The 14,350-nt window shown below is 73.9% G+C and carries 13 protein-coding genes; 6 read left to right on the forward strand and 7 right to left on the reverse strand.

Annotated features, from left to right (window positions below):
- Positions 1 to 96 precede the first annotated feature (96 nt).
- Positions 97 to 2,004, forward strand: a complete 1,908-nt coding sequence (locus ACFQS7_RS12560) for an alpha-amylase family glycosyl hydrolase (protein WP_380067417.1) — start codon at positions 97 to 99, stop codon at positions 2,002 to 2,004.
- An 84-nt stretch (positions 2,005 to 2,088) separates the two neighbouring features.
- Here the strand turns inward: ACFQS7_RS12560 and ACFQS7_RS12565 are convergent, their stop codons facing one another.
- The 3 genes from ACFQS7_RS12565 to ACFQS7_RS12575 form a co-directional block, all read right to left on the reverse strand.
- On the reverse strand, positions 2,089 to 3,690 hold the full coding sequence (locus ACFQS7_RS12565; protein ID WP_380067418.1) for a hypothetical protein: 1,602 nt from the start codon (positions 3,688 to 3,690) through the stop codon (positions 2,089 to 2,091).
- A gap of 85 nt (positions 3,691 to 3,775) precedes the next feature.
- Positions 3,776 to 4,993 (reverse strand): ABC transporter substrate-binding protein, encoded by a 1,218-nt coding sequence (locus ACFQS7_RS12570; RefSeq protein ID WP_380067419.1) that lies wholly within the window; start codon positions 4,991 to 4,993, stop codon positions 3,776 to 3,778.
- Between the two features lie 75 nt (positions 4,994 to 5,068).
- A complete protein-coding gene (locus ACFQS7_RS12575; protein WP_380067420.1) occupies positions 5,069 to 5,491 on the reverse strand; it encodes a cupin domain-containing protein in 423 nt (140 codons plus the stop codon).
- A 149-nt stretch (positions 5,492 to 5,640) separates the two neighbouring features.
- Between ACFQS7_RS12575 and ACFQS7_RS12580 the strand changes: the two genes are divergently transcribed.
- The 4 genes from ACFQS7_RS12580 (at position 5,641) to ACFQS7_RS12595 (ending at position 9,888) form a co-directional block, all read left to right on the forward strand.
- Entirely contained in the window at positions 5,641 to 6,069 is a 429-nt protein-coding gene (locus ACFQS7_RS12580) for a DUF2141 domain-containing protein (protein ID WP_380067421.1), read from the forward strand.
- Between the two features lie 74 nt (positions 6,070 to 6,143).
- The gene (locus tag ACFQS7_RS12585; RefSeq protein ID WP_380067422.1) at positions 6,144 to 6,971 is read left to right on the forward strand and encodes a hypothetical protein; all 828 of its coding nucleotides are present in this window, start codon (positions 6,144 to 6,146) and stop codon (positions 6,969 to 6,971) included.
- A 178-nt stretch (positions 6,972 to 7,149) separates the two neighbouring features.
- Entirely contained in the window at positions 7,150 to 7,860 is a 711-nt protein-coding gene (locus ACFQS7_RS12590) for a hypothetical protein (protein WP_380067423.1), read from the forward strand.
- 132 nt (positions 7,861 to 7,992) lie between these two features.
- Positions 7,993 to 9,888: an AI-2E family transporter gene (locus ACFQS7_RS12595; RefSeq protein ID WP_380067424.1), complete on the forward strand. Its 1,896-nt coding sequence runs from the start codon at positions 7,993 to 7,995 to the stop codon at positions 9,886 to 9,888.
- Positions 9,889 to 10,033: 145 nt separating this feature from the next.
- Here the strand turns inward: ACFQS7_RS12595 and ACFQS7_RS12600 are convergent, their stop codons facing one another.
- Both ACFQS7_RS12600 and ACFQS7_RS12605 read right to left on the reverse strand, forming a co-directional pair.
- Positions 10,034 to 11,533 carry an MFS transporter gene (locus ACFQS7_RS12600; protein ID WP_380067425.1) on the reverse strand — a complete coding sequence of 500 codons (1,500 nt, stop codon included), beginning with the start codon at positions 11,531 to 11,533 and terminating at the stop codon, positions 10,034 to 10,036.
- 203 nt (positions 11,534 to 11,736) lie between these two features.
- The gene (locus ACFQS7_RS12605; RefSeq protein WP_380067426.1) at positions 11,737 to 12,693 is read right to left on the reverse strand and encodes an acetyl-CoA carboxylase carboxyltransferase subunit alpha; all 957 of its coding nucleotides are present in this window, start codon (positions 12,691 to 12,693) and stop codon (positions 11,737 to 11,739) included.
- A 113-nt stretch (positions 12,694 to 12,806) separates the two neighbouring features.
- Between ACFQS7_RS12605 and ACFQS7_RS12610 the strand changes: the two genes are divergently transcribed.
- On the forward strand, positions 12,807 to 13,244 hold the full coding sequence (locus ACFQS7_RS12610; RefSeq protein WP_380067427.1) for a hypothetical protein: 438 nt from the start codon (positions 12,807 to 12,809) through the stop codon (positions 13,242 to 13,244).
- Here the strand turns inward: ACFQS7_RS12610 and ACFQS7_RS12615 are convergent.
- A complete protein-coding gene (locus tag ACFQS7_RS12615; protein ID WP_380067428.1) occupies positions 13,214 to 14,137 on the reverse strand; it encodes a tyrosine recombinase in 924 nt (307 codons plus the stop codon). The two genes, ACFQS7_RS12610 and ACFQS7_RS12615, sit on opposite strands and share 31 nt — an antisense overlap.
- A gap of 65 nt (positions 14,138 to 14,202) precedes the next feature.
- Positions 14,203 to 14,349 (reverse strand): hypothetical protein, encoded by a 147-nt coding sequence (locus tag ACFQS7_RS12620; RefSeq protein ID WP_380067429.1) that lies wholly within the window; start codon positions 14,347 to 14,349, stop codon positions 14,203 to 14,205.
- Position 14,350: the final 1 nt, after the last annotated feature.

Raw genomic sequence — 14,350 nt, forward strand, 5'->3', positions numbered from 1 at the left:
GAAAAGCATTTCCTCCCCGACCTTCCTGTGCGACCCGCCGCACAGCGCGCGGCGGCACCGGGGCGCAGGCTGGCCGCCCCACCGGGAGGCAGGACCATGCCGACGCGTCTCGCCGACGCCGCCATCGCCGACACGATCGCCGCCGCGCAGCGCGATGCGCGGCAGGGCCGCAGCCACGATGTCATGGTCGACGGCGTGGCGCGGCCGGTGCGCACGCCCTTCCCCTCGCCGGGGGATTGGCGCGAGGTGCCGATCTATTTCCTGATGCTGGACCGCTTCAACAATCCCGCGGCGCCGCCGAACGGGAGCTGGAACCGCCGCTTCGATTTCCGCCAGGGCGGCACCTTCCGCGGCGTGCAGGCGCAGCTCGGCTCGCTGGCGGCGCTCGGCATCGGCGCGATCTGGATCTCGCCGGTGCTGAAGAACGCGCAACCCGAGGGGCGCTGGAACTACCACGGCTATGGCGCGCAGGATTTCCTGACCATCGAGGGCCGCTTCGCCTCGGACGGGACCTCGGCCACCGCCGAGCGCGAATTGGCCGCGCTGGTGCAGGAGGCCCATGCGCGCGGCATCCGGGTCGTGCTCGACATCGTGCTGAACCATGCGGCGGAGGTCTTCGACTATGTCCGCGACGGCGCCGTGGTCGCCGACTTCGCCGACCCGGCGGTGATGGACGCGCCGCTCGGCGCCGAGCCGCCGGTGCGCTGGCGCGACGCCGCCGGCGCCGCCCGCGCCGAATGGGAGAACGCGCTGCCCGCCGGCATCGGTCCCGGCGACGCGGTCTGGCCGGCCGAGCTGCAGAACCACCTGTTCTTCCGCCGCCGCGGCGCCAAGCTCTCCGACACCCCCGACTGGCGCGGCTTCGTCCCCGGCGACTTCGCCACCATGCGGCAATTCGTGGTGGAGTACGACGCGACCGGGCCGGGGCAGGAGGCGCTGCGCGCCGCGCATGGCGTCCGCCCGGTGCTGGGCCTGCTGATCCGCGCGCACCAATGGCTGGTGGCGCGCTTCGACCTCGACGGCTTCCGCATCGACACGGTGAAGTATGTCGATCCCCGCGCCATCGAGACCTTCGGCAATGCGATGCGCGAATTCGCCCTCACCCTCGGCAAGCAGAACTTCTTCACCTTCGGCGAGATCTACGACGAGGAGGCGACCATCGCCGCCTTCATCGGCCGCAATGCCGGGTCGGGCGAGGGCTTCGGGATCGATGCCGCGCTCGACTTCCCGCTGTTCTTCCGGCTGCCCGCGGTGGCCAAGGGCTTCGCCGACGTCGCCGGCATCCGCGCGGTGTTCGAGGCGCGCAAGGCGCAGGAATCCGCGCTGCTCAGCTCGCATGGCGAGGCCGGGCGGTTCTTCGTCAGCTTCCTCGACAACCACGACCAGCACGCGCGCATCCGCCACCCGGCGACGCCGGACGCACAGGTGCTGCTGGCGGCGACCCTGCTGTTCACCCTGCAGGGCATTCCCTGCCTCTACTACGGCACCGAGCAGGGGCTGAGCGGGACGGTGGACGCGGCCGGCGCGCCCGACCTGGCATCCAACGAATCGGTGCGCGAGGCGCTGTGGGGCAAGCCCGGCGCCTTCGACACCACGACCCCCGCCTTCCGCGGCATCCAGGCCATCGTGGCGCTGCGCCGGGGCGAGCCGGCGCTGTGCTTCGGCCGGCTCTATTTCCGCGAGGTCAGCGGCAACGGCCGCGATTTCGGCCATTCCTCGGGCGCCGGCGGGCTGGTCGCCTTCTCCCGCATCCTGGCCGACCGCGAAGTGCTGGTGGTGGCCAATACCGGCGGCCAGGCCTTCACCGGCGCGGTCGTGTTGGACCGCGACATCCACGCCGCGCCGCGGCCGCTGCGGCTGGGATACAGCAATCTCGACCATGCCGGCATGGCGATGCCGCGGTTGGTCCCGGATGCACGCTTCTTCCCCGGCGGGCAGGGTCCCGCCGCCGTGCTGGATGTCACGCTGGCGCCGAGCGAGGTGCAGGTCTTCGTCCCGGGGTGAACCTTGCTCCGCGTGGCGGCTGCCAACCCGCAGAAAGCCAGGGCGGGGCCTGGGGAGGGAATACCTTTCCCTCCCCGACCTCGCCTACTTCGCCAGGAACGCCTTGGCCTGCACGATCTCCGGCCGCGGCGAATCGGCGCCCTCCGCCAGCACCAGCAGCCTCTGGTAGTTCCCCGCCGCCTTCTCCACCTCACCCGCGGCCGCCGCCGCCTTCGCCGCGCCGGCATAGCCGCGGAAGCGGTTCGGCTCGCGCTGCTGCGACGCCTCGTATTCCCGCAGCGCCGCCGCCGGCTGGCCCGCTTCCAGCAGCATGTCGCCCAGCAGCTCGCGCGCCGGCAGGATGCGGCCCGGCGTGACGATGTGCTTCTCGTTCTGGTCTTCCAGGTCGGCGGCGTCCCGCATCAGCCGCAGCGCGGCGTCGGTGTCGCGGCGGGCGAAGGCGATCCAGGCCGTGGCGGCGCGCTGCTGGATCTCGACCTCCCGGGCCCAATAGGCATTGCCCGCGGCGGTGAGCGCCTGCTGCCGCGTGGCGAGCTCGGCGGCGGCCTGCTCGGCCGCGGCGGGCTGGCCGCTGCGCGCGGCGCCCAGCGCCTTGGCGTACCAGCTCAGCGCCTGGGTGAAGGGCGTGCCGCCCGGCGGCGGGACCAATTGCGCGGCGGCGGCCCAGTCGCCGCGCTCCACCGCGTAGCGCGCCGGCATCGCCGCGACCGGATAGGCGACGACCGGCCCGGCATTCGCCGGCACCTTCACCGCGAAGGCGCGCTCCATGGCCGCCAGCGCGGCGGCGTCGCGCGCCAGCTGCAGGTCCGCGTACACCATGTAGTCGGTGGCATGGTAGGCTTCCGGCAGCTCGTTGCCCTTCACCGCGGACAGGAAGGACCGGTCGTTGGTCTCGGCCGATTCCGTCCAGGCGCCGACCCGGGTGAAGATGTGCGACGGCATGTGCAGCGCATGCGGCGCATCGGGCGCCAGGCCGGCATATCTCTGCGCCGCCGGCAGGCCCTGCGCGGCCAGCGGCGGCGCGTCATACACGTGGATCAGGTAGTGCGAGATGCCCGGATGATCGGGATGTTTCGCCGCCTCGCGGTCGAGGATCCTGGCCGCGCGCGCATAGGCCGCGTAGCTCTGGTCGGCCTGGGACTGCGTGCCGGCGATGTAGAGCGCGCTGAAGATCTGCGCCTCGTCGTCCTCGGGGTAGCGGGCCGCCAGCGCCTCGTAGGCCCTGGCGCGGCTGGCCTGGCGGTCGCGCTCGGGGCGGGCGGCGAAATCCTGGAAGTAGGCGGCCACGGCCTCGATGTAGTCGCGCTCCCGCTGGGTCCTGGCACCTGCCGCGCGGCCCTGGTCGATCGCCGCCTGCGCCTGTTCGGCGCCCTTCGGCGAGGCGCCGATGCCGGCCAGCGGGTTCTGCATCAGCAGCGAGGCGATGCCCCAGTGGGCGATGGCGCAGCCGGGATCCTTGGCCAGCACGGCGCGGAAGGTCTCCTCCCCGGCGCTGTACCAGAAGGAGTGCAGCATCGCGACCCCCTGCTTCAGCTCCGCCTGCACCGCGGGGGCGCAGGAATTGGCGAAGCCGACGCTGCCGACCTTGCTGTGGCCGGCATGTCCCTCATCCGCTAGCCCGGCGCCTGCCGATATGAGCAGGGCGGCGACACCGGCGACGCCGGCGATGGCGCTGCGATGGTCCATGGTACGCTCCCGCGCTTGCGGTGGACCTCTGGCCGGTCCACCGGGGCGGAGTATACCAATCGCCCCCGCAACGGAGCGGGATTTCTCAGACCAGCGGGCAGCCGCCTTCCGCCATCGGCCGGAAGGCCTGGTCGCCCGGGACGGTGGCCAGAACCTTGTAGTAGTCCCAGGGCGCGCGGCTCTCGGCCGGGGCCTTCACCTCCAGCAGGTAGGCGGGATGGAGCTTCCGCCCATCCGCCCGGATCGTGCCCGGGCCGAAGGCGTCGTCGTCGCAGGGCATCGCCTTCATCCGCGCGACCGTCGCCGCGCCGCTCGCCTTCGCCGCGGCGACGCCCATGTCGGCCACCGCCTTCAGGTAGTGCGTCACCACGCCGTAGCAGCCGGCCTGCACCATGGTCGGCGGCGGGGCGTTGAAATTCGCGCGCAGGCGCTGCGTCAGCGCGCGGGTGCGGTCGTTGACGTCCCAGTAGAAGCTTTCCGAGCAGACCAGCCCCTTCGCCGTCTCGAGGCCCATCGAATGGACTTCCGAGATGAAGAGGATCAGCGCCGCCAGCTTCTGGCCGCGCCGCTGGATGCCGAATTCGGCCGCCTGCTTCACCGCGTTCACCAGGTCGGTGCCGCCGGCGGCGATGCCGATGACCTTGGCGCGGCTCGCCTGCGCCCGCAGCAGGAAGGCGGAGTAGTCCGTGGTGCCGGGGAAGGGGAAGCGGGCGGAGCCCAGCACCTTGCCCCCTTCGGCGGCGATGATCTTGCCGCCCTCGACCTCCATCGAATGGCCGAAGGCATAGTCGGCGGTGACGAAGAACCAGGAATCACCGCCTTCGCGCGTCATGGCGCGGGCGGTGGAATTGGCCAGCATCCAGGTGTCGTAGGTCCAGTGCACCGTGTTCGGGCTGCATTGCGCCCCGGTCAGTTCCGCGGTGCCGGGGGCGCTGGCCAGGAAGACCTTGTTCTTCTCCCGCACCACCCCGTTGACCGCGAGGGCCGCGCTGCTGGCCGGCACGTCGATCAGCGCGTCGATGCCGTCACGGTCGAGCCATTGCCGGGCGAGGTTGGTGGCGACGTCGGGCTTGTTCTGGTGGTCGGCGGCGACCAGCTCGACCTTGAGGCCGAGCGGCGCGGCATCCTGGATCGCCTGGCGCACCGCGAGCACCGAATTCGGCCCCGACAGGTCGGCGAAGGGCCCGCTCATGTCGGAGATGATGCCGAGCCTGATGGTCTGCTGGGCCTGGGCGCGTGCCATGCGTGGCAGCATGCCGAAGGCCGCGCCGCCGAGCAGCAGCGCGCGTCGATCGAGTATCATTGCTTGTCGTCCCCCCGGCGGCCAGGCGCGCCGGGGGCGCCGCCGCCGTGCGGTGCCCCCGGCCTTCGTGTCGGCTCAGCCCATGCCGGGCGGCGGCTCGCAGGGCGTCGTGCCCATCGGCCCGGGGACCGAGAGTTCGAGGATCTCCACGTCGTCCGAGGTGGCGATCTCGTTGTGCTTCATCTCGCCGGGGATCAGGCCGCTGTCACCCGCTTCCATGCGGTGCTGCGAGCCGTCCTCGAATTCCAGGGTGACCCAGCCCTTGAGGACGTAGATGAACTGCGCCTGGCAGTGGTGGACGTGCCAGCCGGTCGGCTCGGTCATGCCGGTGACCGCTTCCATCACCTGGGCGCGCACCGCGCCGTCGGTGGCATCCGCCACGCCCAGGTCGCGGTACTTGAAGAAGCGCCGGCGGCCGGCGACCAGCGGGCTGTCCGCCTTCTTGGTGATCTTCAGCTTGAAAGCCGGGCGCGCGGCGCCCGCAACGCTGCCATCCATGGTTCGTCCTCCTGCGGTGTCTCCGCACCGGTTCGGGGAGGCTACACCCGGCAGGAAGCGGAGCAAGCGGATTTCCCGCGCGCGGCCGGGCGGCCGTTGCGTTCCCGCGGGGTGCTGCCACCTTGGGCCGAAGCCCCGGAGCCCCCGCCTTGCCCTTGCGCCGTCTCTGCCTCGTTCTGCCCCTGGCATTCGCACCCTGCCTGGCCGCGGCCGGCGACCTCGTCGTCACCGTTCACGGCGTCGCCTCGGCCGAGGGCCTGGTCCGCGTCGCCGCCTGCCCGCCGGAGGGCTATCCGGACGGCACCTGCCGCTTCCTGGCCCGCGCCCCGGCCCGGCCGGGCAGCATGGAACTGCGCATCGCCGGCCTGCCCGAGGGCCGCTTCGGCCTCTCGGCCTATCACGACGCCGATGCCGACGGCCGCCTCGGCAAGGACTGGCTCGGCCGGCCGACCGAGCCGCTGGGCTTCGGCAACGACGCCCCGGTCGGCCGCTTCGGCCCGCCCGGCTTCGAGGCCGCCAGCATCGCCGTCCCCGCCGCGGGGGAGGTCCGCACCGCGGTGGCGCTGCGCAACCGCTGAGGGTGGCGGCACACCGCTTCGTAACCATTCCCTGCTAGAGCGGTCCTCGGCGCGATCCCGCGCAGGAGCCTCCCTTGGCTGAATCCGCGCCGCCGCCGTCGCCGCGGCAGGCCATGCTGACGCAACTCTCGGGCGCGCTCGCCGCGCTCGGGGACAAGATGCGGGCGCAGCAGCAGGCCGCCATCGATGTCTGCGCCATGGGCACGCGGGCCGAGGAGATCGCCCGCAGCACCCGCAACCTGGCCTTCGACCGCCGCCTCACGCCCGAGGACGGGCTGCGCGCCCTGAGCGGCGAGCTCGACGAATTCGCCGCCGAGATGGCGGCGACCGCCGAGCGGGTGCAGCAGGACAGCCTGCTCGGCCGCGCGGTGGCCGAGGCGCTGGGCGGCCATGCCGCCGACCTCGCCGCCCTGGCGCAGCAGCGCGACGGGGCGGAGGACCCGGCCGCCATCCGTGCCCGGCTGCGGCCCCTGGTGGTGACGCTGGACGCCCTGCCGACCCGGTTGAAGGCGAGCCGCGAGCGCACGGCCGAGGTCGGCGCCCTGGCCGTCCGGGCCCAGGCGGCGGCGGCGCGGGCGGGCGCGCTGGCCGCCGGCGGCAGCACCGGCCGGCAGGACCAGATGCTGGCGCTGTCGCGCGAGCTCGGTTCGCTGGCGGCGGATGCGGCCAATGTCTCGGCGCAATTCTCGGCCGATGCCGCCATGGCGGTCCGGGTGGCGGAGGACATGGCCGGCCAGGCGGCCAACCTGTCCAGCGGCCGGCCCGCGACGGGGCCGGCGGCGGCGCTGTCGCGGGTGCTGAGCGCCGGCCATGCCATGGCCCAGGAGGCTGCGGCGGCCCCGGCCGCCAGCCAGTCCTGGACCGGGACGATGAATTGGGATCTCGGCCGCCCGCGGCGCTGACCCGCGCCGGCTGCCGCCGGCAGGACGGTGGCGCCGAAGCCACGCGGCCCGGTTTTTTGGCGGCCAGACCATACGTGATGTGCGGGATGCATTCCTTGGTATGATTATCGCCCTGAAGTTGCACGCCTGTGCGGGTGGCTGACCCCACCCGGCAACGCATGTTACGAGGTACGCGGCGATGAACGTGATTCCCTTACCGGCTGGCCGGCGTGACGGTGGCGTCACCCCGACCGACCGGCAATTCGCCGCGCGTTTCGTCTTCTCGCGTCCCGGCTGGCATGTCGCCGAAGGGCTGCATCCGCAATGGGGCCGCTGCCTGGACCTGTCCGCCGAGCGGCCGAATTTCGACCCGCCGCTGCGCTGGCGGCTGACCCGGTCGCAGGGCCGCATCTTCGTCGAGGGCGCCGAGGGCACCCGCACCAACGGGCCCTACAGCACCTTGCACGATGCGATGCTGGCGATCTGGGAAGACGCCGAACGGATCGCCGCCGGACTGCAGACCCGGCCGGTCCTGCTGCTCTGCGGGATCGACCCGCTGGTCGCCGGCGACCTGCAGGACATCGCGGCCATCGCGGGATTCGAGACGCTGGTGGTGCCGGAGGACGGCGTGGAGCCGGCCGTTCCCGCGAACATCCCTCTGGCGGCGGCGGTGGTCGACCTGCAGCTCCATCCGTCCGGCGCGGACGGCCGCGCCGTCATCCGGCTGCTGCGCCGCGCCAGGCCGACGCTGCCGGTGCTCGTCCTGACGGTCCATCCGCCCACGGCGCCGGAGGCCGACCTGCACGGGCTGGGCGGGCCGACGCACCGGGAAAGGCGGCCGCACGACACCGACCGGGTGCTGCATTGGCTGCTTGAGGTCTACGAGGCCCAGGGCAAGGATCCGGCCTGAACCGGCCCAGGCGCCCGGCTCTCTGGCGCGGTCGCGACCCGCCGCCACGCGCAACGGATCGGCCGGCGCCGCGTTCGGCACCGGTGGCCGATCTCCGGCCCCCCATGCCCGCCCGGAGGCGCCGCCACCCGCATGCCCGATATGCCTCCCGCCTCGCCGGCCGCCTCGCGCGGCATCGCCGCCGCCGGCGTCCCCGGCTCCGGCCTGCAGCTCCTCCAGGGCGCGCTGCTGGTCGGCGCCGTGCTCTACTTCGGCCGGGAGCTGCTGATCCCGCTGGTGCTCGCCGTGCTGCTGTCCTTCGTGCTGGCGCCGGTGGCGCGGCTGCTGCGGCGGGCCTACCTGCCGCGCGCCGCCGCCACGCTGGTCGCGGTCACCCTGGCCGGCGCGCTGATGATCGGCATGGGCGCGCTGATCGGCGGCCAGGCGACCTCGCTGGCGGAGAACCTTCCCGCCTACCAGACCGCGGTGATGGAGAAGCTCGGCCGGCTGCAGGCCGCGGGCGGGGTGCTGGACCGGGTCACCGGCACGCTGCGGCAGATGGGCCATCCCGGCGGGCCGGAGCAACCGGCGGCGCCGGCCGCGCCGAGCGCGACGCCGAACCGGCCGACGCCCGAGGCGGTCCCGGTCGAGATCCGCAACCCCGAGCCGACCGCCTTCGAGATGATCCGGCGGGTCGCCGAGCCGCTGCTCGGCCCGTTGGCGACCGCCAGCATCGTCGCCATCCTGGTGATCTTCATCCTGCTGTACCGGGAGGACCTGCGCGACCGGCTGATCCGCCTGGCCGGGGCGCGCGACCTGCACCGGACCATGGCGGCGATGGACGACGCGGCCTACCGGCTGTCCCGCTTCTTCCTGGCGCAGACCGCGATGAACACCGGCTTCGGCCTGTTCGTCGCCGCCGCGCTCTGGGCGATCGGCATCCCCAACCCGCTGCTGTGGGGGTTCGTCGCCGGGCTGATGCGCTTCGTGCCCTTCATCGGCGTCTTCATCACCATCACCGGGCCGGTGCTGCTGGCGCTGGCGGTCGATCCCGGCTGGACCACGCTGGTCTGGGTGGCGGCGCTGTTCCTGGTCAGCGAGATGCTGATGGGCCAAGTGCTCGAACCGCTGGTCTTCGGCCATTCGACCGGGCTTTCCCCGATCGCCGTCATCGCCGCGGCGACCTTCTGGACCTGGCTCTGGGGCCCGATCGGGCTGCTGCTGGCGGTGCCGCTGACGGTCTGCCTGGTGGTGCTGGGCCGGCATGTGGACCGGCTGGAATTCCTCGAGGTCATGCTGGGCGACAGCCCGCCATTGGACCCGGAGGAGACCTTCTACCAGCGGGCGCTGGCCGGCGATGCCGATGCGCTGGCCGAGCAGGCGGAGAAGTACCTGAAGGACCGGTCCTTCCCCGAATTCCTCGACGGCGTGGCGCTGCCGGCCATGCGCCTGGCCCAGGCCGACCACGTGCATGGCGCGCTGTCGCCGGAACGGCGCGACGCCCTGCAGCGCAGCGTCGAGCTGCTGATCGAGGACCTGGAGGAGGCCGAGGACCCGGCGCCCGACGCGGGCGAGACGCCGGCCGCGGTGCCGCCGGGCTGGGCGGTGCCGGGCGCCGTGCTCTGCCTGCCCGGCCGCGGGCCCTTCGATGCGCTGGCGGCGGTGATGCTCGGGCAGGTGCTGCAGCGGCGCGGCTTCGGGGTGCGGATCGGCAGCGTGGCGGCCGGGCCGGCGGCGCCGCCGAAGCTGCTGTGCCTGTGCCTGATCGAGGGCGGCAGCAGCGCGGCGACGGCGCGCTACCTGCTGCGCCGGGCGCGCCGGCGGCTGCCGGGCATCCCCGCTTTGGCGGTGGCCTGGGGGCCGGAGACGGACGGGACCCTGGCGGCGGCGCTGAAGACCGAAGGCGCGGCGGCGCCGCTGCTGCTGGCCGGCAGCCTGGCGGAGGCGCTGGACCTGGCGGTGGAGCAGGCCGGGACTGCGGCGCCCGTGGTGCTGACCGCGCCGGCGCCGCGGCCGGAGGCGCCGGACGTGGCCCTGGCGCCGGCCTGAGGCAGAAGCCTTGGGGCGGAAAAAGCATTTCCTGCCCAGGCCCCTCCTTTGCATCTTCTGCGCTTGGCACCCGCCGCGCGGCCGGTGCCGACCCAGAGAAATAGAAGCAAGGCCGGGGGAGTCCCTTCCCCCGGCCTTGCTTCCTTCAGATCCGCTGGACCGGCACCCGCCAGGCCAGCCAGCTTCCCACCGCGACCAGCAGCGCCGCCCCGCCGAAGGCGGCGCGGAAGGCCCCGGTCAGCCCGTCCCGCAGTGCCACCCGCTCGGCCTCGGCCAGGCCGGGCAGCAGGGCGGGGCCCTCCTGCACCAGCCGGGCGAACAGCGCCGCGGCCTGCGGGTCGCCGGCCGCCAGGGTGCCGAACAGCAGGGTGCCGAGCAGCGTGGTGGCGATGGCGGCGCCGAGGGTGCGGGAGAATTGCACCGACCCCGCCGCGGCGCCCAGCCAGGCCGGCCCGGCCGCCACCTGCACGGTGATCTGCGAGGTCGGGTAGGAGCAGCCGGTGCCGAAGGAGACCAGCACGAACAGCAGCGCCAGCCAGGGCCGCGGCAGGCCCGGCGCCAGCCAGGCCACCGCCAGCAGCGCCACGGCGGCCAGGCCGAGGCCGAAGCCCGCGATCGGCATGCCCAGGCCGGTCCGCGTCATCAGCCGCCCCGCGGTCAGCCCGCCCATCGCCCCGCCGAGCGAGAGCGGCAGCAGCATCAGCCCGGCCTGGGCCGGGGCCAGGCCGCGCACGCTCTGCAGCCAGATCGGCAGGAAGGTGACGAGCGCGACCAGCGCCCCATGCGCGCAGCCGGTCAGCAGGTTGCTGCGCAGGATGGTCGGCTCGGCCAGCAGGGCGAGCGGCAGCAGCGGGTCGCGCGCCCGCCTTTCCTGCCGCAGCAGCAGGAGCAAGGCGAGCCCGGCCAGCGCCGCCAGGCCGAGGATCAGCGGCAGGCCGGCCAGGCTCAGCCGCTGTGCCGCCTGCAGGGCCAGCAGCGCCGGGGTGACGAAGGCGGCGAACAGCACCACGCCGGCGACGTCCAGCTTGAAGCTGCCGCCGCTGCCCGGCCGCGCCGGGATGCGCAGCGCCAGCCCCCAGGCGAGCGCGCTGAGCGGCAGCATGGCCCAGAAGATGCCGCGCCAGCCGAAGCCCTGCGCCAGCCAGCCGCCGAGCAGCGGGCCGAGCAGCGAGGCGGTGGTGAAGCTGGCGACGATATAGGCCTGGAACTGCCCGCGCTCGCGCGGCGGCACCGCCTCGGCGATCAGCGCCATGGCCAGCGTCGCCAGCCCGCCGCCGCCGAGGCCCTGCAGCAGCCGCCCCGCGATCAGCACGGCGAAGGAGGGCGCGGTGGCCGAGACGAGCGCGCCCAGGGCCTGGATGCCGAGCGCCACGAACAGCATCCGCCGCCGGCCATGCGCATCGCCCAGCCGGCCGAAGACCGGGGCGGCGATGGTGGCGGCGATCAGCCAGGCGACGACGACCCAGGAGATCCGCTCGACCGCGCCGAGGCTGCCGGCGATGGCGGGCAGGGCGGTCGCCACGATGGTCTGGTCGATCGCGGCGATGATGATGGCGGGCGCGATGCCGGGGAAGCTGCGGAGGAAGGCGCGGCGCAGCTCGGCCCGGGTCATGGTCGCCGGCGGCGCGGTATCGGGCGGAGTCATGGGGGAGGGATGCGGTCCTGAACGGGCCGCGCAGGGGAGGGTATCGGGGCTGGCTTGGCAAGTCGCCCGACCAAATCGATCGGCTCGCGGCGGCCTTCCTTTCTGTGAGCTTGGCATTCGCCGCGCGGCAGGCGCCAACCCACAGACATCGAGGCGGGTCCAGGGAGGATGCTTCCCCCTGGCCTTGCGTCACCCGAACGAATTCACACCACGCTGTTGCGGCCCATCTCCAGGAACTTCTCCCGCCGCCGTGCCCGCAGCGTGGCGCCGTCATAGGCGAGCAGCGGCTCCAGGCTCTCCCAGACCTTGTCGCCCACCGCCTTCAGCGCCGCCGCCGGGTCGCGATGGGCGCCGCCCATGGGCTCCGGCACCACCGCATCCACCAGGTTCAGCCGGCGCAGGTCTTCCGCCGTGAGTTTCAGCGCCTCGGCCGCCGCCGGCGCCTGGGCGGCGTCGCGCCACAGGATGCTGGCGCAGCCTTCCGGGCTGATCACCGAATAGATCGAATGCTCCAGCATCAGCACCCGGTCGGCCGCGGCCAGGGCGATGGCGCCGCCCGAGCCGCCCTCGCCGATGATGGTGGCGACGAAGGGGACGGGGGCTTCGAGCCCGGCCTCGATCGACCGCGCGATCGCCTCGGCCTGGCCGCGCGCCTCGGCCTCGACGCCGGGGAAGGCGCCGGCGGTGTCGACGAAGGAGAGGATCGGCAGGCCGAAGCGGCCGGCGAGTTCCATGATCCGCCGCGCCTTCCGGTAGCCCTCCGGCCGCGCCATGCCGAAATTATGCTTCACCCGGCTGTCGGTGTCGGCGCCCTTCTCGGTGCCCAGCACCGCCACCGCCCGGCCGCGGAACCGGCCGAGCCCGCCCACCACCGCCGCGTCGTCGGCGAAGGCGCGGTCGCCGGCGAGCGGCGTCCATTCCTCGATATGGGCGCGGATGTAGTCGAGGCATTTCGGCCGGTCCGGGTGGCGCGCGACCAGCGCCTTCTGCCAGGGCGACAGCTTGGCATAGGTGGTCTTCAGCAGGGCCTGCGCCTTGTCGCGCAGCTTGCCGACCTCGTCGGCCACGTCGATGCCGCCGGCATCGGTGGTGCGGCGCAGCTCCTCGATCTTGCCTTCGAGCTCGGCGATGGGTTTTTCGAAGTCGAGGAAGTGGCGCATGGCGCGGCGGGTTAGCGCAAAACGCGAGCGGGCGGTAGGGCGCCGCGACGAGGGCGTAATGCCTGGCTGCCGCCGCTTGGCCCGGGCAGGCTGCCGGCCCGCGGGCGGGGGCCATGGCCAAGGCGGCAAGGCAGGACCGACGCGCGGCCAACCGCACGCGCCGGGATGAACGGGTCGGCATCCATCTCGGCCCCGGCGGCTGCGGCCTCGCCGCGCTGCGGGCCGGGCAGGGCCGGCTGGACGCCATCGTCGAGGCGGATCCCGGCCCGGTCGCCGGGCTGCGGGTGCTGCACCTGCAAGGCCATGGCGGCGCGGACACGCTGGCCCTGGCGCAGCGCGGGGCGCAGGTGGTCGGGCTCGACGTCTCCGCCATCGCCGCGGCGCGGGGGCTGGCGACCGCGCCCGCTGCGTCGGGGCCTCGCTGTACGAAGGCGCCCGCCGCCCTGCCGGAGCCGGGCCGCTTCGGCCTGGCCGTCGCCACCCGCAACCCGCGGCATGTCGCGCCATGCGGGCGTAGGGATCAGTCCTCGGCCTGCTCCGCCAGCGGGTGATGCGCCTCGACCAGCGCCTTCAGCCGTTCCTCCAGCACCTTGGTGTAGATCTGCGTGGTGGCGATGTCGGCATGGCCCAGCAGCACCTGCAGGCTGCGCAGGTCGGCGCCATGCGCCAGCAGGTGGCTGGCGAAGGAATGCCGCAGCACATGCGGGCTGACCCGGTCGGGGTCGAGCCCCGCCGCCAGCGCCGCATCCTTCAGCAGCAGCCCCAGCGCCTGCCGGGTCATGTGGCCGGAGGCGCCGCGCGCCGGGAACAGCCAGCGCAGCGCCCGCGGCCCGCTGGCGGATGCGCGGCCGGTCCCGGCCAGGGCGTCGCGGGCCGCCAGCACCGCCGCCCGCGCCCGGTTGGAGACGGGGACCAGCCGCTCGCGCCCACCCTTGCCGCGCACCGCGACCAGCGGCGCATCCGGCCGCAGCGCCGCCGCCGGCAGCGCCACCAGCTCGCTGGCCCGGAGGCCGGAGCAGTAGAGCAGCTCGACCGCCGCCGCCGCCTGCGGGCCGCGATGGCCGGGCAGCGCCGCGGCGCCGGCCAGCAGCGCCTCGACCTCCGCCTCGGTGATCGCCTTGGGCAGGCTGGCCGGGGGTTTCGGGCCCTCCAGCAGCTCGGTCGGGTCGTCCGGGCGGATGCCTTCGCGGGCCAGGAAGCGGAAGAACTGCCGCAGCGCCGACAGCCGCCGCGCCGCGGTGCGCGGGCGCAGGCCGAGATCGGTCAGCCGCCGCAGATAGGCGCCCAGCACCTCGGGCCCGGCCTCCGCCGGCGCCGCGCCGGCCTGGGCGCAGAAGCCGAAGAAATCGACCAGGTCGCCGTTGTAGGCGGCCAGGGTGTTGCGGGCGGCGCCGCGCTCGGCCGCCAGCATCTCCAGGAAGGCTTCCAGGTGGCGGCCGGCCATGCTGCGGCTAGGGCGGGCTCATCCCGGGCGGCTGCGCCCGGGTGGGTATTTGGCCCGCATGACCGTCAGCGGGTCTGGAACCGGTCGTTCGGCAGCACCCGTTCCACCGGCTTCGGGGTGACGGAAGGCGGGAAGGCCCCGACCACGATCAGCCCCACCGCCAACAGGGCGAGCAGGATCGCGGCGAGCAGCAGCATGGGCCGACGGAACATT

It is taken from the genome of Dankookia sp. GCM10030260 (assembly GCF_042666655.1).
GTDB lineage: Bacteria > Pseudomonadota > Alphaproteobacteria > Acetobacterales > Acetobacteraceae > Paracraurococcus.

What these genes read in the sequence shown, in the direction of transcription:
- ACFQS7_RS12595 (WP_380067424.1), top strand. Translation starts at nt 7,993, where the DNA reads ATGCCCGATATGCCTCCCGCCTCGCCGGCCGCCTCGCGCGGCATCGCC.
- ACFQS7_RS12560 (WP_380067417.1), top strand. Translation starts at nt 97, where the DNA reads ATGCCGACGCGTCTCGCCGACGCCGCCATCGCCGACACGATCGCCGCC.
- ACFQS7_RS12575 (WP_380067420.1), bottom strand. Translation starts at nt 5,491, where the DNA reads ATGGATGGCAGCGTTGCGGGCGCCGCGCGCCCGGCTTTCAAGCTGAAG.
- ACFQS7_RS12620 (WP_380067429.1), bottom strand. Translation starts at nt 14,349, where the DNA reads ATGTTCCGTCGGCCCATGCTGCTGCTCGCCGCGATCCTGCTCGCCCTG.
- ACFQS7_RS12565 (WP_380067418.1), bottom strand. Translation starts at nt 3,690, where the DNA reads ATGGACCATCGCAGCGCCATCGCCGGCGTCGCCGGTGTCGCCGCCCTG.
- ACFQS7_RS12590 (WP_380067423.1), top strand. Translation starts at nt 7,150, where the DNA reads ATGAACGTGATTCCCTTACCGGCTGGCCGGCGTGACGGTGGCGTCACC.
- ACFQS7_RS12615 (WP_380067428.1), bottom strand. Translation starts at nt 14,137, where the DNA reads ATGGCCGGCCGCCACCTGGAAGCCTTCCTGGAGATGCTGGCGGCCGAG.
- ACFQS7_RS12610 (WP_380067427.1), top strand. Translation starts at nt 12,807, where the DNA reads ATGGCCAAGGCGGCAAGGCAGGACCGACGCGCGGCCAACCGCACGCGC.
- ACFQS7_RS12570 (WP_380067419.1), bottom strand. Translation starts at nt 4,993, where the DNA reads ATGATACTCGATCGACGCGCGCTGCTGCTCGGCGGCGCGGCCTTCGGC.
- ACFQS7_RS12605 (WP_380067426.1), bottom strand. Translation starts at nt 12,693, where the DNA reads ATGCGCCACTTCCTCGACTTCGAAAAACCCATCGCCGAGCTCGAAGGC.
- ACFQS7_RS12600 (WP_380067425.1), bottom strand. Translation starts at nt 11,533, where the DNA reads ATGACTCCGCCCGATACCGCGCCGCCGGCGACCATGACCCGGGCCGAG.